The organism is Pseudomonas sp. EMN2 (genome assembly GCF_009650555.1).
Lineage (GTDB): Bacteria > Pseudomonadota > Gammaproteobacteria > Pseudomonadales > Pseudomonadaceae > Aquipseudomonas > Aquipseudomonas sichuanensis.
Genome location: NZ_VZZR01000009.1, coordinates 40,749 through 61,436, shown reverse-complemented (window position 1 = coordinate 61,436; position 20,688 = coordinate 40,749). Strand labels below are relative to the sequence as shown.

The following is a 20,688-nucleotide window of genomic DNA, read 5'->3' as shown; positions in this document are numbered from 1 at the left end:
TGATCGCATCGCTTTTGATCGATTCTCCGCTTTCAAAAACAGCTGGGGCTGAAGTCGGCCAGAAAGACATGACTACTTCAGACCATCCCTAAAGGAAGGAATCTTTATGCATATGGAAATGCTGCCATTCCTGTGGCATCACAATTATCGCTGTGGTACTGTACCACACGTAAGCCCTGGCCCCTGTGCAAGGGTTTATTTTTGACCCATCATCGCAAGGTTTAATTACATCCTACGGAGTTTTTGATGTTCACCGTTTCCTCCAGAATCAGTTTCAAGCTGGCTCTTTGTGTTGCAGTGGGAAGCCTTGCGGGATGCGCTGGCCAAGCTCAGGTTTTTTCTCATTCCGCGCAGAATGGCCCTTCGGAGCCTGAAGAGCTTCGCCGCTTGAGTGAAATCAAAGGGCGCACACAATCCGACATGGCCAAGGACGAGTCGATACAGCTAAGAGCCGACTCGCTCAAGCAAGAGGCCCTCCGTGTCGGAGCCCAGTCTGGGTTGGCATACCGCTACGGAATGCTCATGGACTACTGCGATTCGGTCGAGGCGAAAATGAATGTGGTGTGGAACCTCAGTCAGTTCGTGCGAGACGTGCATTTGCTGATTCCAGCTGTAACCGAGGTTCGCGACCAGTTCACCAAAGAGGATGGGGAGATTCGTCGCGTACAGGCGGGTATCACTGTGACTGAAGAGGCAGACGTGATCTCCTCCACCCCAACATGGCGAGACTATGTGTACCAGCGTTACGACGTGCCCGAACTGCCTCATGAAACACTCTACCCGGTGGGTGAAGTTGAAGAGCGAATCTGGAAGGCAGCTCTGAAGCAAGGATGGGAAGCTGGCATTTATCAGGCTGATGCGAATTTCCAGGACCGTCTAAACCAGCTGACTCGTGCAGTGGAGGGCCGTTATCAGTACCTGACCCTTGAGGCGCGTGGCATGTTTACGCCAGCGGATCTCAAGGTGGTGAACTCACAGGTAACGTTCCAGGGGCGGACCATGAACGTTGGCGAGCAGATCATTACTGTTCGCAACCAAGGTAACTTCACTCAAATGCAGACCTGGGCCCCCGTATGGACACGATAGCCACCTCGCCATCTATGGTCGTTCCTGGGGTTGCCGCGTCGTTGAACTCGACTGAGCCGTTGCCGGCGCTACCTGAGCCGCTGCCGGCAGCAATTAATATCGAGTTCCTAGACAAGCTCCTGAAATTCTGCTTTGACAAAAAGTGCTCAGATGTTTTCCTGGCCACAGGAGACCCTGTGGCTGTGATGTGGCAAAAGTCTATTCGGTTCTTTGATACTCGCGAGTTAGAGTACGAAGAGATCAGCGCGTTGCTGGATAAGATGTACGGCGACCCAACAGCATCGATGGCAGTGGGGCGAGGTGAGCCCCTTGATAGAGCTTATTCAGTCGAGATCGGTCGGAGGAAGTACATTCGATTTCGCGTGAACGCTACTGCCCACATGGCTAGCGGTGGCCCTGGGCTTGAGATCACTTTCCGTGGCATTGGCGACAAGGTGGAAAGTCTCGATGCGCTGGGCGTTGAGCCATACATAGCGGACAACTGCAATCCTCCAGACGGTTTGGTAATTGTTACTGGGGTGACAGGTACAGGTAAATCTGTGTTGCTTGACGCGATGATGATGAAATTGCTTCAAAGCCCAGAGGCTAAGAGGCTTTTGACATTCTGTGCGCCTATTGAAAAAGATCTCCGCCTCGTAGTGGGGCGCACTGGACAAGTCATTCAGCATGACATTGGCCTTCCTGGGCAAGGCGGGCATGTCAAGACCTGGCTGGAAGCGGTTAAGAATTTTCTGCGGCGTCATCCGCATGCAGTACTATTCGGTGAAGCGCGCGACAAGGCAACTATCGAGGGCGTCATTCTGTCTTGTTTGTCTGGACACTTGACGTTCACGACTTCGCACGCCTCGAGTACTCACATGACAATACCCCGAATGGCTGATGAGTTCGGCGCTGAACGAGTGCGAATTTCAAAGGCGCTCTGCGAGCAGGTCCGATTAATCGTGACACAAAAGCTTCTGCCGAAACGTGATGGCCTCGGTCTTGTAGGCATCAGGTCTGCATTGAACGTTACCAGGCCGATGCGGGACGAACTACTCCGCGCGTCAGTAGACCACATTCCGATTTTGGTAAAGGAATATACGGAGAGCCACGGGATCACGCTGCTCGCGTCAGCTGAAAAGCAGTGGAAACTCGGAAATATTTCCCAGGCCCAACTCGATGCAGTAGCTGAAGAGGTGACTACAGATGATCCTACGCACTGAGAAAGATGAGGAGATCAATACTGCCTTTGTGAGTAAGCAGTCCAAAATCAACTTTAAGGTGATTGAGGTCCACAGTGGCGTGCTAGTTCCACTCTTGATTTGGCCGATGCTGCCTTTCCCATTTGTTGGAAAACTTTGTCTTTGCGCAATCATTGCGATGATTTTGTTAGAGCGACGTGGTTGGACGATTGGGTATCTCTACCGTCGCTTCAGGCGATGGGCTGCCGGTCCATACCGCACCAAAACTAGCCCGATGGAAAAATCCCGTCTGGGCAAATATTGATACTGGAGAATATAGTGAAAAAAACTCAAAGTAGTGTTCGCCCACGCCTGGTCGCCGATGATAATGGCTTCGCCGATCACAAGATCGTTCAGGTAGGTCAAGATGGTAAGTTTTTACAAAGCAAGTTTCCTACTCTGATTCAAATCGGTGGTTCTTCGCTGACCTCCATCGATGGTGCAAAAGAAGATACCTATAATGCCGAGAGGCCAGCAGCGACCGAAGGTGGGCAGGCAGGTTCGGTGCAATACTGCTGCAGTGTTGCAGTTACAGAGCCCATGCATATCCGTAACCAGGATTATCCTGTAAGTGAAGCGAACCGGGTGCTGATGCACCACGCTCTTCACAGGTCTGGACTGGCAGGAGAAAAGGTTCGCGTTGGCGTAACCTTGCCATTCAGTGACTTTTTCAAGGCGGACGGGACGCCGAATAAAGAACTACAACAACGATGCATTGACAATTTCATGCAGAACAACGTTAAGGCCGATGGGGCTGCATCAAACCCTGAAGTCGTCGAAGTGCGCGTCTATCCCGAGGCTCTCAGCGCATTTTATGACTGGGGTCTCGATGAGAGTGGCAACATCACCAAAGGCTATGAGTACCTCGAAGAAACTGACGGGAGCATGCTTATCGTCGATATCGGCGGCTCGACAACTGACATCGTTTCGTTGCGAATGGTGGAGGGGAATCTTAAGATCGCCCATGATAAGTCTGGCTCGGTTAAGCTGGGCGTTTTGGATGCCGGCGAGGCTATCAACCTTGAGTATCAGAAGGCTTTTGGCTCAGGACACAACTCGGCGCTGTCTCCACGTATGGTAAAGAAAATTCTCGAAACCAAACAGCTTGTCACTCCGGGCGGAAAAGTGGATTGGACATCCAAGGTTGACGCCGTTATGTGGGCCCTTGCGCAGAGAATCACTGGCTTCATCACTCAGAAGGTCGGAAATATTTCCGAGTACCAGGTCATTCACATCGTTGGTGGCGGCGCAGTACTTTTCAGAGAATGGCTGAAGGATGTACTTGCTGGCTCGAGCTTTGGCAATGAGTACTCCATCGCAAACGGGGTTCTGAAATACATGATTGCTCAGGAAGAAGACGGCGAGTAAACATAATGGCTCGTAGAAAAATACTTTCTGCCAAGTTTCTGAAGTTGCGGACTGGTGTTACGTTACGAGCGACTCAGCATGATGTAGAAACGAACTCTGAGGTTAGCCGCTTGATTGATCTGCTCGTGAAGCATGAGCGTACGGGGGATACCTCGTCCTTCGTGCTCCGAGCAATGCTCAATCAAATGCGGCTTGATGAGGCCGGTATTCAGTCACCCTTGCCGGCTGCTGAGGCTGCTCCTCGCGCTCCATCACTGCAACAAGTTGCCAATCAAAGCGAAGCTGCAGAAAAACAATCGGATCGGGTGCAAGTACCATCATCCAATCCAGCTGTTTCATCGCCGAGCCGCCCTACCATGGCGCCCGCGGCAAGCGAGGTAGAGGGTTTACCACCGCAAGTTGATTCGTTGATCGATTCGCTGCTGGTGCGCCAGCTCGAGCCAGCGCCAGCACGGGTTGATCCAGTTCCTGTGCCAGCGGTTGAGTCGGGCGGCGCTCCGAGCCCCAAGCGAAAGATGGGGGCTGGGGTATTGGCTGCTATGGGTGGGTGAATCGGGATTTGCGATAGCGGGGCAAGGCGCCCCGCTTATCACTCACACAAACGACTTGTTGAGAGCTTCGCCGTCGAGAGTGACCATCAGCGCAATGCTGGCATTCCGGTCGAAGTCCATATCCCAATCATGCGCCTGCATTTCGCACTCGTACTTTCTGAGTCGGACACGAGTCTGATTTGGGATCTTTACTGACACCCTGGTCATCGACTCATCTTCAATCACTGCAGCGGCCATTCCAGGCAGGATCTCAGTTTCGATGCAGTGTTGCCCCCTGTTGTCATAGGCATAGTCAACGAGTGCGCGAATCCACGCACTGTGGCTGGGCTTCAACTCCCGCTTTTTGGGGTGTAGTGCTCCTAGGTATCTCGCTTGAAGCTCAGCTCCGCGGGAGAGGATCTCGTAGAGGTCCTCTCGAAATCGATACGAAGCTTTTAGTGTTGACTCGGCACCGAAAATCTCTGGCCGCCCGACTTTGTTAGCAGTCATGGTTTCCTCTGCGCATTGAACATTGGGCTGGCAGCCCACCAGCATTGCCGCTCATAGTGGAGGCAGCTTGCGGCGAGCATAGCACGTTGGAGTTGAATTTATAATATAGTCGCGGCGCGCGAATGTATTTGACGTGACCTATGCCCTCATGCACAATGAGGTACGGATAAGGAAGCGCTCCGCTTCTAGTCATGCAAGGAGGTGAGGCATGGGGGATGTGCGTCGCAGTTCTTACCAGGACTGCACCAATTTGATTGATGCTGCTGCTCTGGCTGTGGCTAAGTCGCCAGCTGGCGCGGCTCGAATGCCATGGACTACAAAATTACTGGGTGGTGAGGCGCGGGTCTTGCTGCTGCTGGCTCAGCGTTATGGGCTGCTCGGGTTGGCCCGGAAAGGGGAGGGGGCCAAGCAGACCTTCAAGTATTACTACTCCCGCAATGCAGTCGGGAATTGGTTTGCTGAAATCTGGCCAATGTGGAAAGTCACCGCCTGGTTTGCAGTGCTGTCGTTCCTGGGGTTCGGGTGCTTCGCCAAAAAGTCAGCGGCCGGTTGCCTGGTGGTCGGGGTTGCGTTGCTGCTGGTGTTCGGCCCAAGGGCTGCCTGGGCTCTTCGAGCTTCGGTGGTTGCGGCGCCACTGACGCATTATGCCGCGGCCCGAGAAGCCTTGCCCATGTTGGTTGCTGGGGCGCTGGGCGGGGTAGTGCTGTGTGAGTGGGCGTTCGTTCTGCCCTGGGGGGGCGCAGGGTTGTCAGCGTTCGCAGCTGACCTGCAGGCTTTGCTCAGAGGGCTTCTCGAGCCGCGGCAACTTTGGGGATGGCTTTGGAATGTGCTGGTGACTTTGGGTGTCCTCGCGGGTGGCTCGTTCCTGTTCTACCAGGTGCTTGCAATTGGTATGGCGCGTAACTGGCTGGATACTGCATATCGCGATGGGCTGGTAGTCGCCGACCTGGAGCCAGGCACTTGGTTTTATCGGGCAGCAGTAGGTCAGCGGAATTCGTATGCGGGGCTCTGCGCGTTCGCTCTCAGCGTGCTGACGCTGTCGGCAATCGCGCTGCCATTCCTCAGCTAGTCTTTCACACACTCGATAAAAAAGGGCCCCAAGTGGCCCTTTTTTGCTGCTCTGCACTACCCGCCTTTTGGTGGCGTTGGCGGCTTAATGGGGCCTCCACGCATCGCTGCGTGTTCGGCTTTACCAACGAATGCCATGAAGTTACCGCGGACCTTTTCCTCGTTGTGGCTATCGCCAGTTACCTCTTGCCCGCCGTTGACCCAGCGCAGGCCTCGCTCGAAAAGTTCGGAGGGTAGGCCGAAAACGCGCACGATCGCTGAGTACCCAAACATGAGGCACACCACGACCGCGCCGATCGAACTGAACAGGAAAACGAAGCCTGATTCGAGCACGCCACTCACATAGTCGAAGAACCAAGACACCAGGGTCGACAGGGGTCTGAGGGCAATGAAAATTGCGAAGAAGCCTGCCACACGCAGGATTGGGGCCAAGTACAGGCCAAGCATGAGCATATAGCCCTGACGGGTGTGCTCTGTACCCCAGCCCTCCCGATCTGCGGTGCCGTGTGCTGCAAGCCAGAACATGCTGATCAACAGGCACTCGATGTAGAAGAGCATCCAGGAGATAACCCCCATGAACCAGATGCTCAGTGGGATCGTAGGCAGCACCACCCCTGCAATAAAGCCTATACCGATCAAGATCGACAGAATGGTATCCACCATTGGCAGGAGTGACTGAGTAATCGAGTCCAGCACTGCTAGAGTGACTTTCCCGCCGGCGGCGACAGTGTTAGCTCCCAAACCAATTGGGGTAATGAACCCCAGAATGTTTGACTTGGCGATGTCACCGACCTGGGCGATCGAGCTCGCTGCGAAGGTCATACCCGTTATGGTGGCAGCCTTCGACATGTACATGACCTCTGCGCCGGTACCGATGGCAGAGCCGATGTACTGGATGTTGACCAGCAAATCATCCGGCGAATTGCGTTGAAGCGCTTTTTTGGTAATGCTGCTCAGGCCTGCGTAGAGCGCCATCTTCATGGAGCTAAGCAGGTCAGTGCCTTCTGCGCCGGCACTGGCGATTGCAGATAGAGACGGAATCGGCTGATTCAGTGACTCTGCCGACTGTTTCAACAAGCTGGTACCGCTTGCGCCATATGCCTTCTTCGCCGCCAGCAGACGCTGGGAAAGTTCCTGCAAGCGCTGGTCCTCGAGCCATTCTGTGTCCATCTGGGGTTCGATCGTGTTGACGGTCATCAACTGCGACAAGCTGTTGATTTCCTGCTGGTTGATCGAGATCTGCCAGAAGACTGTACCAAGCGCTGGCCAGCCAGCATCGATGGTCTGGGTTTTCCAGTCACCCTCTTTTTTGGCCGACGAGTTTGCCTCGCTCACAGCTGCGGCGACGATTGCTTGCCGGCCATCATTGAAGGTCGCGATCAGTTGACCGATCTCACCACTGAGGCCAGGTGCCTGCCCGCGAGCCTCAGAGAGGGCCGATTCGAAGGTTGATTGAGCGCTCTGCCCACTGGACTGCATTGCCTGAAGTGAAGATTGATCGGCCATGATCTTCGCTGCAATTCTAGCAACCTGAGGCTGTAGGCCTGCAACGAGAGCGACGAGCTTCTGTTGTGAGGACGATGCGAGGGTTGAGGAGATTTTCTCATGATCGGCAAAGTCCATTGGACCAGTCTTGTCAGGTATATCTCCTTTGGCTGGGCTGGTGACGTTTATGCTGCCGCAGTATTCAGACCTTGCGTTTGCGGCACGAAATGAGCTAGCTGGCTCTTTGTAGGAGTACTGGAACTTCGTACTAAAGCCTTCGGCAACCGTGCCAACGGTGGCTTGTTTGAATTGAATAGTGTCGGTATTGGTGTACGCATTTATGTACTGCTTGCATACTTCGGAACCGATCCACCCGAAAATCACCTCTTCGCCATTCAATAACGAAATTGGGCGGTATGCCCCGAAGTCATACAAATAGTCCAAGCCTTTTTCCATTAGGACATTTGCATGGTCGTTGCCGGCGATCGCGATCGCTGTCACCCCGTACTGAATTGTCGAAAAGCCACTCGCGAGTGGAACCATCAGGATGGTAGCAACGCTGATCCTCAGTGGCATCCAGAACGACGATACCACTTGACCGCCAGGTACGCCTTTGTTGGCGGTTTGGATGACGTAGGTGACACCGCCCAAGACAGAGAGAGCAGCCATCATTACGAGTGATATGGTGCACAAGGTGAGTGACACGACCGACAGCAGAGATCGCTCTCCGTGCGTGCCCGTTTCGGCGCCATACGTGATCCAATTGATGATCTTGCGGCCAAAATCGTAACCAGCGCTGGACTGCCCAAGCGGCTCGATCGTGAAGCCGTCTGCCGCCATCACGTTGGCGGTGGCCATTGCCAGACCCAGGCCCAAGAGCACCAGGCTCCAGTAGTAAACAGACCGATAGGTCATCGCGAAGTCACCTCGGTATTCGTTGGCATGACCATTGCTGCACGCCTCGCGCGCTCCGCGGTGAAGGCAGTATGCACCTTGTGGCTAAATATGAATCTGAATCCGGTGAAAATCACCAGCGGAATTGAGACAAGTAGCCAGCTGTTCCAGCTTTGTCCAAACACAATTGCCAAAGTGATACCCCTGGCGAGCAGATAAAACGAGTAGGAAAAGGCTGCAGCGGCGGAAGCCATGATAACTCGATGGCCGATGATGCTCTTGTCTACATAGTCATCGTGGATCAATTCGGTCGCGATAATAACTTTGTTGTGAGTTATACCGTCCTTTGAAATCTTCCGTAATAAAGGGAAACTGGCGCGGCGCCTCAAGTGTTGTGCTTGCCGACGCCATACGTCCACACCCAGGAACCAGTTGAAGAAGACACGGCGAGCGAAACTCGGTTCTTGCCGTGCCGTCGGGGCCTGAGTCTGCTGATCTTTTCGCCCAAAATCCGCCCTTGCAGAGGCCTGCGAGGCGTCCTCGGCTACCTGGTCATCGCTCATCATCTCTTCCCCTATAAACACCGAATTTCGCCCAAGACGCTGCTTAGGCAAGCGCTAGCTTGTATGGTATAAAGATATTACACGTAGTCAAAACTATTTCTGGTGAACCCCATGGATCAACCCTCAAGGCCCCAGCCCACGCTGCATGGCGTCGGGATTTTGGACAGCGCGGTGGTATCTCAGCGCTGGGAAGCGCTTGGCAAATCACTCAAGGCATTGATGGCGTGGATGGATAGCCAGGAGACCTGGATCCAGGCGAGCGGCGATAACAAGCTAGTTGAGGCCCTCGCCGCGCTCATCGAGCTTTCTGCTCAAGAAGGGGCGGCCAAGCACTTTCAGAATCTAGACGTCGCCAGTTCGCTCTCACAGCTTTTGGCATGGGTTGATGCCAGCCGGTTTTTCCGCTTCCTCGAAATCATGGACGAACGCATGCCGAATTTTGTGAACCGGTTGGTCGTGTCTTTGGGGCGGCTTGGTGGCGATCGAGCAGTTTTCGCAGACCTATTTTTTGAGCGGGTCACGGTGGTTCACAAAAGCGAATTGATGGCGAAGATTTTCGATTCGCAGCGTGCAGCGAGTATTTCTCGCACCCTTCAAACGATACGTGAGACTCGGAATGTTTAAACGATCAGTTGCCGCAACACTCATCGTCGTTTCACTGGTCGGGCAACCTTCAATGGTTTACGCCGATGCTGATCCAGCAGACTCGACGTGCGAAATCGACGAGTTGATGGAATCCAACCGCCTGAACATGGATAAAATGGCAGTTGCGGTTTATGAAAAAAATCTGCAGAAACCTTTGTCCAATTTAATTGAGACCGCACCGAACGTAAAAGACGCCAGCTGCCTACCGATTCTCGATACGCTGGACTCATTGATCAGGCTGCGGATTCCGTCAGTGGGCGGCGCAATGGGTGCCATTTTTGCCAAGCTTCGCGACATGGCCTGCAAATATGCAAACGACTTCATTGCCGGCGTGGTAGGGAAACTCAACTACAACATCAGCGATCCATATGGTGTGTTCGCTGTAGGCGTTGGCGCCACGACTGGCGAGGGCGGAGTTCAAACCGAACGCTATGATTTCTCGAAAGTAGTCAGCGACGCGGTTCAAAAAGCCGCAATCAACAAAGCAAGAGAACTTGCTAATGAAGCTACTGGGAAAGCAGCCTCGCAGTTGCCGAGCCCTACTCAAAACCGAGTCCCGCGAGTTCAATCCTCGGTCGATAATGCATTGAAGGACGCACTCAATGGGCTCTAAATTACTAACGCTTATCGCTGCTTCCCTCCTCGTGCTCCAGGCTGAACATGCTTCCGCTACGGGAATTCCAGTGTTCTGCTACAACTGCCAAGAGGCGACCAATAACGCTGCGCATGCGGTTCTCGATGGCATCCGGATGCAGACTGAGGCCTTACTGAATGCGCAGGACTATGTGCTCAGAACTCAGAGTGGCTTCGATGTAGCCATCGCCTCTGCGCAGGGCGTCACTGAGCAGCGCATCAAGAATGCTTACGCCATGGATCCAAGCATCGCAAAGCCTCGGCTGGCATGCTCACAGAAGAACACGGCGACGGTGCGAGCGGCTGCAGGTGGTTCAGTTAGCCAGCTGCGCAAGGCGCTGGTCGCAAAGACCTCTGATTACAACGGACGCGGTGCCAACCTTGCACCAGGTGAAAGTCGTAAAGAGTATGCGATCAAGAATGTCATCGATGTATTAGGTGATGAGGCATCCAAGCCAGCCGAAGTCCTGCTTTCGCAATCACCTATCCCGAATGACGCAGCGGCTATTGCTGCTCACCGTAAAGTGAAGGACGTGGCGATCAATCCTTTCCCGATTGAGTTACCGTCTGAAGAGGATATTAAGCGGATCAAAAGTAATGGTTCTCAGGGTGAGAAGGAGAAACTTGCTCAAAGCTACGCCCTGAACACACGCCTTATTACAGCTCAATCGATTACCGACGAAGATGAAGCTAGCCGAATTCAACTCATCAGTTCTGACTCATTCAAAGAGCAGATTGATTACATGACTGAGGCGATGGACTCCGAGACAAGGAAGCTTTGGTCGACGGGAAAACTTTCCAGTTATCAGATTGAAAAGCTCGGCGCGAGCTACAGAGCTCTTTCGCCGCGATGGATCACCCAAATGACGGCCTCCCCAAGCCCTGAGGCCGTCAACAAGGAAATCATGCTTGAGCTGGCTGAGCTCCTGCATCAGCAGGGTATTGCAAATGAAATTTCTCGCAAACAGATGATGCTCGCTGCGCTCAAAGAGATTCGCGAAGCGTCCCAAGACGGAATGACGACGAGGTAAGTTATGGCTGAAGAAACTCAGGTGCGCCACCATCGAAACTTCTCTGAGGATGATGAGCTTGCAGAAGTTCGAGCTGCAATAGCTGACTCACGGCAGGGCTTCGATGTTCAGGGGGAAACAGTGGATCTCAATATCGAGCCGTCGATTGGCAGCATCGATGAGTTGGGCTTCGACGACCTGCTTGAGGCATCGTTGCGTCATACAGAATCCCAGAACACGTCGCCGCAAGGGGACTTCGATTTCGACCCAGCCATCTTCGATGACGATCAAGCAATGCCGCTGCCTGCTCCTGATGAGCAGCCCCAGCTCGACCCAGAGTCTGCACAAACCACAGCTTCGGCACCCGACTCCGTGGAGGATGACCCCTTCGCGTTCAAAGGGCTCGCTGACCTTGACGACGGTGTTGGTCCTCAGTTTGGCGATTCGCAAAAGCCGGCCGACTCGGTGCCTGGACCCGAGTTCGAAGACGAGCTCACCGAGGCCCTCCAGGATGCGCGCGCGAAACAGCCATCTCATCAACTAGGCCAGGATCCTCTCAATGGAATGGCACCTGGCAGCCATCTCAATCCAGCTGGTCACGATGCAGGGCGGGTAGAAGTTGGTCTCCTGCAAGGCATGAGTCTACTGGGCGGTGCCGGCCTGGCGGCACTGGCACACCTCATTCGCAACGGTGGTGCTGCGGCGAACAACGCTATGCAACAGCATCGATACAACAAAATCACCTCCGAGGTGAATGGTCATACCCAGCAGATCGAAGACGTGGTGGGAATGCTGAATGGCAATGGCCTCAGTTCCGGCCTGCATGGTTTGAAGGGGGCTCATCGCGATGAGTTCGTACAGGAGTTCTTGGAAGAGCCAGCAAATCGCGACCTTTTCAACAAGCTGCTTTCTTCTGTGGGTGCACTGTCAACTTCAACTTCGAAAGCTGCGGTCGTGGGATCCGGTGCTGGCTTGTCTCCCGAGCAGATCGAGAGCGACATTCAAAACCGCATCAGTGACGTACGAGACCGCCACAAAGAGGTCCTGGAGGCGTTGAAGGATCAGAGCGGCAAGTCTGTGGCTGATCGTTTGAATAGCGTAATCAGCCAGCTTGCAGATTTGATCAAGTCTATATTCCGCCGCGCAACCCAGACGCTGGGCATAGGGCCGCGCCCAGGAATGTGATTGCCAAATGACTCGAATGCCAAACGTATGGGGGAGACACAGCTGTGCACAATTCCGCGCGATCGTTTTTGGCGCTTCCATTGTGGTGGCTGTCGAGTCTGCACCGGCAGGGTGGAAGGCCAAGCTCCTAGAGCTTGGCTTCTGCTTAAGTGGGGATGACTGGTACAGGCTCGGGGCTCTTTCGCAAAGCGAGTTTGAAGATCTTAGTCCGGCCATCACCCTGGTAGGTTTTGACTACTCCTTCCTTCGCGGCGGCCGCCGCCTCTCTGAAGTTTCGTCTGTCTCACCGATTCTGACGAACCAGCTTCAGGCCTTATGGTGTAGAAATCAGGACGCCATACTTCTCGAGTTAGCCTGGCATGGTGTAGGAACCGTCTGGGAAGCTGCCGATTGCATGTCAGCAGCGATTTCCGGCGAAAGTACAGCCCCTGCTCGTGCGTTGCGCAAGTTGGCGGCCCAAGGGCTGGATGACCGTTGGCACGGCCAGGGCCATGTGCACTTGGTAGAAGGCGGATGCTCAAGCGCTGCGATCCGTGGCTCCAAGTTGATTGGGCTCGCCGGTGAGAAGCTCAGTAGCGTGACCGGATCGAGTAGCGATGATCATTCATATCTAGTCGGACCTTTATGGCAGGGCGACACTCTAGCGTGGACTGCGCGTCCGGACGGCGACCTCGAGAACCTCTCTGTTACCGGGATACTAAAGCCCGCGGGTGGTTCCAAGCGTTTATGGGATACACACATCGCTTGCCTGCTGCCGCAGGGTCATGCGGCAGGTGAGGGCAGAGAGATTTTGGACAACCTATCAACCATGCACTACGGCACCAGTGGCGTGGTTCTCCGCTGTGAGCATGGACGAATTGGTTTGTTCTTTGCGGAAGGTGATGGTGTGTATCACTCGCTGGGGATCTCCCGAGAGATCGCAGACGCAGACTTCCAAACGGCGCTGCCTGCTCTAGCTGAGCAGCTCCTTGAAATTGTTACCCGCAAAGGGATGGAGGCACGAAGGCTTGCCCCATTGCTCGGACGTGCTGACGGCAGTGATCAAGGCTACATGGCGACCGCGTTGAAGAACTATCGGTCGGTAGCTGTCATACAGTCTTTGCGGGAGTCGGGCCGAGGAGCAACCCTTTCGGACTATGAGATTGATCAACTGCTGTGGATGCTCGCGGAACCGGTGCACTCACTGGCCTCCTGTGTGATATCGGTTGCAAGTGGGGAGTTGCGAGCACTTGACGTAGGCTGGATCGAGGACGCCGTCCTAAGCTCGGATGCAATTCGATCGTACTTACGAGGCGAATTAAACGAACTGCTGCCTATGGCGCCGGTGATGGTGCACTTCTCACGCTCAAACTCTATATCTGGTGGAGAGGAGAGTGAGCAGGTCAGTTACCACGACTCGCTTCAGCATCTGGTTGATCATGTGAGTGATGAGCTCCGAGCGAGCGAATTCAATCAACAGCAGGTGAGCGCCGGTCTCCGCCGACTTGATCGGATCGCTACGCTGCCCAGGGCCCAGGGCGCGCTTGATTCGACCTGGAGTGCAGAGCAAGTCGATCTTCAGCGATGGACGTTGGCTGAGATTTCGAGCCAACTTGAAGGCCTGCCCGATCTTCAAGGATTGGACATCCACGCTCTAGCTCAAACTGCGGCCGATGCAGTGCATGGGCACCAGGGCGTAATCATCTCTGTGCCGCTCTACGACGGCGAGCCCGAGTTGATACGCGTGCCATGGACACCGACCGCACTAGTCCAACCGCGCAGCACGGTATTGAGTGTACGGCGGGAGGTTATGCGGCCAGCCATTCGATTTCATATCGACGCTCTCCGCTACTCGGACCCCAGCTACAGCGAATGGCTGGAGAGCTTAGATGGCCGGCATGACTGTAACGCTGAAAGTCGTGGAGGAGGGGCGGCGAATAAGGGGCCGGTTAGCTTGGATCAAGACGAACTGACCGTTGGGCGTGCAGATCTTTGGCCAAGGTCCGATCTCAACCGTCTTGCGCGAGCTTGCTCCGGTCTGCATAGGGAACTCGTCCTGGCCATGTGGCATGGTTTGCCTAGTGCCCCCCGTTCTGCGGACAGGTTGGCCATCAGGGCTTACCGAGCCCTCGTATTAGGTATGAAGCGGGCGTGCGAGTCTAGTCAGCGCCCGCTCGAGCGAAGCTGCAGTCGCCAGGTTGAGGTTTGGTTCCGCGATTCGGTTGAGTTGATCTGCGCAGATCAGGTGGTGGGTCGGCACTATACGGCGTGCGAAGTGTATTCTTCTAGCCTGCAATGGAGGCCACGCGCTGCATCTGGTGCTGCAGTGAGGGGCTTAAGATCAGTCGCAGCGTCATCGCCGTTATGCAGCGAGGCTCGCCAGACTGAAGTACTGATTTCCGTTATCTCGCACGAATTGCTGAAGGTCTGCGCCTTAAGCGAGCTGTTACCTTCCGCAGGCATGCGCGCAGCCGCCGACATACTTGATCGCTTCGCCGAAACCGGTGCCATTGACTGGTTGTGGGCCTGGCATGCATGTGAAGCACACCTGATTGAAGGCGCGGACTGGGAACTACTGGAGACGGCAATGGTGGCAAGCCGTGGCACGGTCGAGGGGAGGGGGTCAACAGACGCGCGTGCATGGTCTGCTGAACGCTTCGTGAACTGGATCTGTAGTCCAGTAGCCCCACCCGTGCAGGCGCCAACTACTTTTTTCCGCGTCCGTCGATTTGTCGAAAGCGTTTATGCGCTAATGAACCTTGGAACACCTGCAGTGGTTTGTATGGTTATCGACCGCTTGCAACAGAAATAGGGGCAGCGAATGTGCTGGCCCCTAAGAGGTTAGGACTTTTGAGGCTTCGAAAGGGCCACCCAGTCTGTTGCGAGCGGCAATCCCCCGATGATTACCACTTCACCCTGGGTACTTCGGAAGAAGACGAGGGGCGTTCCCGAACCAGGAATGAGTTTGTTGGCTTCCAAATACACGGCCGCTGCGGGGCCGAGCTGGCCATAATCGCCTTCGGTCAGACTGGCGATCTCGGCGTGGTGTTCATCGGACTTCCATCTGCCAGTCATCATGTCATCGAACATGGCGAGGCCTTTCGCTTTGTCGAGATCGTAGGTTTTACGTAGCAGTCCAGCGAGGGGATAACTCTTCTCGTCGTTGAATACCGGTATCCAGCGGAAATCGATGTCGTAGGCGCTGGCCAGGCTTTCCTGCTGTTTGTAAAGCTTGTGGCAGATCGAGCACAGCGGGTCAAACATGACGTAGACCGGGGTCGATCCTTGAGTGTTTGAGATGTAAGGAAGCTGCTCTATCCCACTCAGGAAGGCTTCGCGCTGCAGCCTGACGGTAGCAATCCGAGACTCCATGTCGCGATTGATCTTTTGGTTGAGCTCATCAGGGGCTGGCTGCCCTATGTTCGCTGCTGCAGGCGCGGGAAGCGATGAGGCCGAAGGTGGCGGTGCAGCCTGGGCCCGTGCAGACGGTGGCGTGAGACCGATCTTGCTGCGTTTGTCCATAAGTGGCCCATTCAGCAGCTTGGAGCCATCAGCCGATAAGTAAACGAAGCCTGCTGTCTGAGGATTACTCTCATCTGCAAGCATGTCCACCTCCCATATCCAGGTGTTCATCCCCAAGTCCAGCTTCTCTACACCGCGGATCCTGGCGCTTGGCAGTAAACGCTTGATGAGGCTTGTGTCCACGCTTTCAAGGATCGAATCCGCCGGCGTGGCTGGTGGCACAGGAGCTTGAGATTGCTCTGCTGTTGCAATGGTGGCTACCACTGCTTCGCCTGCACCCTGCAGGGGGGGCGTAGGCTGGCCAGGGGGGAAGAACTTGTATGTAGCGAGCCCTCCCGCCAGCAGGCAGACGATGACAATGCCCCCTAGGGAAAAATATCGCTTACTGGTTGAGGTTGGGGCGGCCTGTGATGATCTGGTTTGCATGCTTGATTCCACGGTGCACTGATACGGTTAACGGTCCAATCCGAAGCTGTCGACGATTGGTTTAACATCGTTCAATGATACTACACGTAGCAAATCAATCCTGCTAGGATACCGAAAATTTGCCGGCCTAATGCCTGGGATCGAAGGAAAACACGTGGCTGATCACGCAGAACAGAATGCTTCCTCAAAGATGAGAGGTCTTGAGGAGAAAGTCGACGCACTGCTTGACATGCATGGCATGCTCGCCTTGCTGGAAAGCGGTGAGACCGCGCAAGACAGTCGCACAATCAAGAACCGTGTGATTGCTGGGCTGTTCGTGCTTCTGGCTGGATCGATGGCCGGCAACGCCTATCAGTACTACAGGGAACCAGAAGTCAAAATCATCGGGGAGACTCCGGATGGACGCTTCCGTGAGATTCCAGCACTGAACGTAGCGATCTACAACGAGAAGCAGATTCTCGAGTGGAGCTCAAAATGTGTAGAAAGTATCTATAGGCTTTCATATGTCGATTGGGAAAGCTCGATCAATAACAACTCCTTCTGCTTGTCTGACGGAGGTCGGAAAAGTTTCAAAGATAGTTTGGTAAAAGTTGGGCTTACTAAGTATCTCAATAATGAAAATCAAGGGACAATTTACGCAGTAACCTCGACAGCTTCCATCATGAAAGCGCAGACCAACCCCAGAGCAGGCTATTCGGAGTGGATTGTCCGGGTACCGTATCGAGTCAACATTGATGGTCGGCAACGAGGCACTCTTGACGTCGAGATGACAATGAAAATCCGCCGCGTCTCCTTCCTGATACGTGGTGATGGCCTGTGGGTAGAAAGCTATGTGGTTAGGCCACGGTAATGCGGAGTCTTAAAGCAATGAAATTTAGCAAGACTTTTGCATGTATTTTGGTCTTGTCCGGCTCATTCGCTAATGCCGTTGCCGAGCCGCAGGACAATACCGTGCTGATCGATGACTTGGGTGAGGCAACTCAGGGCATTTTGCAGGCAAGCCCACAACAGGTGCTAGAGGCACGTAAAATAATCGGTGATTTCCAGGCAGCTAAGCGCACCCCGATTGTTGATATGTATGAAGATATCGCTAGCGAGCTTCTGCCTCTGGATGAAGTTTTTGAAATCGGTGCAAAACCCAACTCTCGGGTGCCCCAGATATTCATTGCCAAAAATCTCGCTACGACAATTAGCTTTGTCGACGCGTACGGCAACCCATGGCCTATCAGGGCCACCGCTGATTTCGTGAAAGACTCCGTGGATGTGCGAAGAGCTATCGGTGGAGCAAGCGAAGAAGGTCAAGCAGAAAAACCTGATATTAAAGACCCTCAGGCTGGTTCTATCGATGTCTCTGCGCTTGTAACTGGCGCAACTGGCAACATGACCGTCTATTTGGTCGGGCGAGCCTCGCCGGTAAAAATCGTCATGATCGCCAAGTCTGGCGTGTTTCATCAAATGGCGACAATCAAGGTTAACGAGGTTGGCCCTCAAACTGACCTAAAATCGGTTGGCCGAGGCGACGAAGTAAAAATCGGCACCAAGGCAGACCCAGACCTGAATAGTGCGCTCTATGGCGTCGGCCCGGTCAACAGTAAAGAGATGGATGTTGAAGGCGGTGAGGCCAGGGCTTGGCTCAAGGACAAGACAATTTACTTGCAGACGCCGCTTGCTATCTTCTCCCCAGATGTCCAGGGCGCGACTCATGCTCTTGGCCGATACAGGGCCTACAAGATTCCATATACAACCGTGGCCTGGGCAACCAATGAGGAGGGGAAAACGGTCTCGCTCCGTATCAAGCCTTCGAGGACCGCAGAGATATTCGATGAAGCACTTCAAGGGAGCGGCCACTGATGACCAATGAAGCAATTGATGACCTGGACCTTGAGAGCATTGGTGCGTCTCGGAACGATCGTATTTCTAACAATGGTACTCAGTTTGAATTGCCAGAGACCGGCGGGAAGGCTGTCAAAAGCATTTTCAATCCACGGAATAAAAAACGTGCTGTCGTTGCCATCGGGGTAGTTTCTTCTCTCGCGGCAGTTGCCGCTTTCAGTGTTTACAGAACAGTTACCGAAGAAAAACCTGTGATAGGCTCTGGAACAGCTACAGGCGGTATTACCAGGACGGTGAAAAATGGCCAGCCGAGTGAACTTTCTAAACAGGAAGCTGATCGCTTTAACAACGAGCAACTTCTGATTGAGCAGCAGACCGATCCCAGTGCTCATCCAATTGCCGTCGTGGAGGAGCGTACAGATGATCACTTTCCGCGCGCCCGCTCCTTAAAAAATCCCGAGAAACTGAGCGAGTCAGGGGCTACTACAGCGGAAACTGATGGTCATCAAAACAGCAACAGAGCAACCTCATCGAAACAAGCTGTCTACAGTCAAGACATGAAAACGCTGGTGACTGAGTTGATGAATGCCGAGAAGGCAACGCCTCAATATCGGTCGGTGAGCTGGTCGTACGCTGCGCCTCAGTCTTCTGGTGCCCGCCAAACCGTGAGCAATTACTCGAACAATGGATCGCCGGGCACAAGTAGCAAAGTGGTGGATGGTGAGCTGCCAGATCAGTGTGCTAACCCGATTATCCGAGCTGGTCGGCAGTATTTAGCCAGAGCAATCACTGCTGCGAACAGTGATATTGGCGGAGAAGTATTCGTAGAGATTCTCAACGGCCCCCTTCGTTTGCATCGAATGATTGGTGCTTTCGAGAAAAAGGAAGATTGGCTCAGGGTTGAGTTCAAGAGCCTCGTCGGCAAGTCCGACCCGCGGGCGGTGAAGGCTATTGGTCTTGATCTCGAAACGTCTCTAAATGCCGTAGCCGGCGATGTTGATAATCACACCCTGTATCGATACGGCTGGTGGGGTATTGGCGCTGCAATGAAGGCTGTTGGCAAAGCTGCTCAAAGTAACACAAATACGGAAACCGTTTTTGTTGGTGACAACGTAGTCCAGAACACCACCAAGGACTCTGCACGAGAGCTGAAGATGATGATCGGTTCGCTCGGGGAGTCCATGGGTGACGTATTCACAAATCGTATTAATCGGCCCTCAACGATCAGCCTGAAGGTAAATGACCAGATGGGGATTGTGTTCATGACAGATGTCTGTGGAGATAAGTAAATGACTGTCGCATCAAACCCTAGTCCACAAGAACACGGGCTTTCTGTTGTTGACGACTATGAATTCCGCTCTGACTTTTCTCGGGGCAACACTTCGCCAGCGCAGGAACCAGCAGTTGGTGGACAATCAACCCTGGGTGATACCCATGAGCCCGATTTCGATCTGAGCTTTGACTCACTGGGCCACGACCAACAACGGCGAGAACCAGCCGTAGATGCTGTGAGCGAAGTTCGTCCGGTTGAACATCACCAGGCTACTCCACCCCCCCCGCAGCGAGCGTCCACTGCTGAAACTGTACCTACACCTGAAAAGGTTGCACCAGCCAAGGAGACCGCCGTCGGCCTTATGGCCAAGTACAAATGGCACATCTTGGCGACTACAGTAGCCGTTGCGCTGTGTGGAACCGTACTAGTGGTACGTTTGTCTCCGAATGATACGGCCGCGGTTCGCCCTGCCACTGCACTGGTGCAACCCCAGACGTTCAACCAGAGTGGGCCGTTCGAACAGCGGGTCCAAGTGCAACAGCTGCAGGGACAAGTCGTGGAAACGGCTCAATTAGGGCAACCCTACCCAGCAGAGTCTGCGCTTGTTCCTGAGCCGTCTGTGGTTGAGCTCGAGCCTGAGCCGTCGGTGCAACCGGTAGGCCACGAGGCGCCTCTTCAGGCTGTTGGGGCAGCCCAGCCTGCCGTCGCCCCTCTTACGGAAGAAGAGGTCTACTACGACAACATGGCTGCAGCTGCTAGCAACACTGGCCAGGCTGCCACAGCTCAAGCATCGATACAGCCGGTCAACCAGTTGCCAGCCCCTGCACCACAAATGGCAGACACCCGTTTCGGCGAAGTTAGCGCACAACTGAACCGGACGAGTGCTGACGTCGTCAAGCTTCTTGAAGCTGTACAACTGCTCCGGAATGAATTTGCGACGCTTCAGCAGCAAGTCAAAAATGACGCGGGCAAAACCTCTGCGATGGCACTGCGGTTGGACAACATCTCTAACCAGCTGACGGTTTTCGAGAAAGCCACCAACCAGAAGATAGAGGATGTCTCGAAAACTGCAGTGAAAGCGGCGATGGCTGCTCTGGCTAAAGGCACAAAGAAAGACGACAAGCTTGTGCTCACGGGCGGGTCGATGGTCAGCAACTCGGTACCAGCGAAGTCGCAGGCAGTCCCGCGTCCAACCCAGGTTGCCGCTGTGAAGCCGCAAGAGCCAGTTCGTTTGGTAGCGAAAAGTCCAACGACCTCCTGTAACGGGCCGATTTCTCAGGTATGGGCCGTGAAAGGCGTATCAACAGCAGCAGGCTTTATCCGTCGCGAGGCCGATGGCCTTGGCATCATGGTGAATAAGGACAGCGAAGTACGCGGTTTTGGCACAGTGATTTCGTTTGACCCTGCTAACAGGGTCATTTGCACTACCAGCGGCAAGATCGTGCAGCGTTAATCGCC

Annotated in this window: 19 protein-coding genes; 14 read left to right on the top strand and 5 right to left on the bottom strand. The window is 54.2% G+C overall.

Annotated features, from left to right (window positions below; genetic code table 11):
• Nucleotides 1–246 precede the first annotated feature (246 nt).
• From F6X61_RS02590 to parM, 4 genes are read left to right on the top strand one after another with little or no spacing between them, the layout of a single operon-like run.
• Nucleotides 247–1,086 carry a type IV secretory system conjugative DNA transfer family protein gene (locus tag F6X61_RS02590; RefSeq protein ID WP_153785249.1) on the top strand — a complete coding sequence of 280 codons (840 nt, stop codon included), beginning with the start codon at nt 247–249 and terminating at the stop codon, nt 1,084–1,086.
• On the top strand, nt 1,074–2,288 hold the full coding sequence (locus F6X61_RS02585) for an ATPase, T2SS/T4P/T4SS family (protein WP_153785248.1): 1,215 nt from the start codon (nt 1,074–1,076) through the stop codon (nt 2,286–2,288). Before F6X61_RS02590 ends, F6X61_RS02585 begins: the two co-directional genes overlap by 13 nt.
• A complete protein-coding gene (locus tag F6X61_RS02580; RefSeq protein WP_153785247.1) occupies nt 2,272–2,571 on the top strand; it encodes a hypothetical protein in 300 nt (99 codons plus the stop codon). The genes F6X61_RS02585 and F6X61_RS02580 overlap by 17 nt, the downstream gene beginning before the upstream one ends.
• A 14-nt stretch (nt 2,572–2,585) precedes the next feature.
• The gene (parM, locus tag F6X61_RS02575; RefSeq protein WP_153785246.1) at nt 2,586–3,674 is read left to right on the top strand and encodes a ParM/StbA family protein; all 1,089 of its coding nucleotides are present in this window, start codon (nt 2,586–2,588) and stop codon (nt 3,672–3,674) included.
• 177 nt (nt 3,675–3,851) lie between these two features.
• Here parM and F6X61_RS02570 read toward each other — a convergent pair whose 3' ends face one another.
• Together F6X61_RS02570 and F6X61_RS02565 are read right to left on the bottom strand one after the other, a co-directional pair.
• On the bottom strand, nt 3,852–4,013 hold the full coding sequence (locus F6X61_RS02570; protein ID WP_153785245.1) for a hypothetical protein: 162 nt from the start codon (nt 4,011–4,013) through the stop codon (nt 3,852–3,854).
• 254 nt (nt 4,014–4,267) lie between these two features.
• On the bottom strand, nt 4,268–4,714 hold the full coding sequence (locus F6X61_RS02565) for a hypothetical protein (RefSeq protein WP_153785244.1): 447 nt from the start codon (nt 4,712–4,714) through the stop codon (nt 4,268–4,270).
• Between the two features lie 208 nt (nt 4,715–4,922).
• Here F6X61_RS02565 and F6X61_RS02560 point away from each other — a divergent pair, with 208 nt between their 5' ends.
• Entirely contained in the window at nt 4,923–5,783 is an 861-nt protein-coding gene (locus F6X61_RS02560; protein WP_153785243.1) for a hypothetical protein, read from the top strand.
• A 56-nt stretch (nt 5,784–5,839) separates the two neighbouring features.
• Here the strand turns inward: F6X61_RS02560 and F6X61_RS02555 are convergent, their stop codons facing one another.
• Nucleotides 5,840–8,182 carry a DotA/TraY family protein gene (locus F6X61_RS02555; RefSeq protein WP_153785242.1) on the bottom strand — a complete coding sequence of 781 codons (2,343 nt, stop codon included), beginning with the start codon at nt 8,180–8,182 and terminating at the stop codon, nt 5,840–5,842.
• Complete coding sequence (locus F6X61_RS02550; protein ID WP_153785241.1) at nt 8,179–8,724, bottom strand: hypothetical protein; 546 nt, start codon at nt 8,722–8,724, stop codon at nt 8,179–8,181. The genes F6X61_RS02555 and F6X61_RS02550 overlap by 4 nt, the downstream gene beginning before the upstream one ends.
• 111 nt (nt 8,725–8,835) lie before the next feature.
• Here F6X61_RS02550 and F6X61_RS02545 point away from each other — a divergent pair, with 111 nt between their 5' ends.
• From F6X61_RS02545 to F6X61_RS02525, 5 genes are read left to right on the top strand one after another with little or no spacing between them, the layout of a single operon-like run.
• Nucleotides 8,836–9,348, top strand: coding sequence for a hypothetical protein (locus F6X61_RS02545; protein WP_153785240.1), 513 nt, complete (start codon nt 8,836–8,838; stop codon nt 9,346–9,348).
• Entirely contained in the window at nt 9,341–9,982 is a 642-nt protein-coding gene (locus F6X61_RS02540) for a hypothetical protein (protein ID WP_153785239.1), read from the top strand. The genes F6X61_RS02545 and F6X61_RS02540 overlap by 8 nt, the downstream gene beginning before the upstream one ends.
• The gene (locus F6X61_RS02535) at nt 9,972–11,033 is read left to right on the top strand and encodes a hypothetical protein (protein WP_153785238.1); all 1,062 of its coding nucleotides are present in this window, start codon (nt 9,972–9,974) and stop codon (nt 11,031–11,033) included. The genes F6X61_RS02540 and F6X61_RS02535 overlap by 11 nt, the downstream gene beginning before the upstream one ends.
• 3 nt (nt 11,034–11,036) lie before the next feature.
• On the top strand, nt 11,037–12,197 hold the full coding sequence (locus tag F6X61_RS02530; protein WP_153785237.1) for a hypothetical protein: 1,161 nt from the start codon (nt 11,037–11,039) through the stop codon (nt 12,195–12,197).
• Between the two features lie 7 nt (nt 12,198–12,204).
• The gene (locus F6X61_RS02525; protein ID WP_153785236.1) at nt 12,205–14,988 is read left to right on the top strand and encodes a hypothetical protein; all 2,784 of its coding nucleotides are present in this window, start codon (nt 12,205–12,207) and stop codon (nt 14,986–14,988) included.
• 29 nt (nt 14,989–15,017) lie between these two features.
• Here the strand turns inward: F6X61_RS02525 and F6X61_RS02520 are convergent, their stop codons facing one another.
• Nucleotides 15,018–16,124, bottom strand: a complete 1,107-nt coding sequence (locus tag F6X61_RS02520; RefSeq protein ID WP_153785235.1) for a hypothetical protein — start codon at nt 16,122–16,124, stop codon at nt 15,018–15,020.
• Between the two features lie 154 nt (nt 16,125–16,278).
• Here F6X61_RS02520 and F6X61_RS02515 point away from each other — a divergent pair, with 154 nt between their 5' ends.
• The 4 genes from F6X61_RS02515 to F6X61_RS02500 are packed head-to-tail and all read left to right on the top strand — an operon-like array spanning nt 16,279 to nt 20,683.
• Nucleotides 16,279–16,974 (top strand): DotI/IcmL family type IV secretion protein, encoded by a 696-nt coding sequence (locus F6X61_RS02515; protein ID WP_178125746.1) that lies wholly within the window; start codon nt 16,279–16,281, stop codon nt 16,972–16,974.
• 17 nt (nt 16,975–16,991) lie between these two features.
• Nucleotides 16,992–17,975 (top strand): DotH/IcmK family type IV secretion protein, encoded by a 984-nt coding sequence (locus F6X61_RS02510; protein WP_178125745.1) that lies wholly within the window; start codon nt 16,992–16,994, stop codon nt 17,973–17,975.
• Nucleotides 17,975–19,246 (top strand): DotG/IcmE/VirB10 family protein, encoded by a 1,272-nt coding sequence (locus F6X61_RS02505; RefSeq protein ID WP_153785232.1) that lies wholly within the window; start codon nt 17,975–17,977, stop codon nt 19,244–19,246. The genes F6X61_RS02510 and F6X61_RS02505 overlap by 1 nt, the downstream gene beginning before the upstream one ends.
• The gene (locus tag F6X61_RS02500; RefSeq protein WP_153785231.1) at nt 19,247–20,683 is read left to right on the top strand and encodes a hypothetical protein; all 1,437 of its coding nucleotides are present in this window, start codon (nt 19,247–19,249) and stop codon (nt 20,681–20,683) included.
• Nucleotides 20,684–20,688 lie beyond the last annotated feature (5 nt).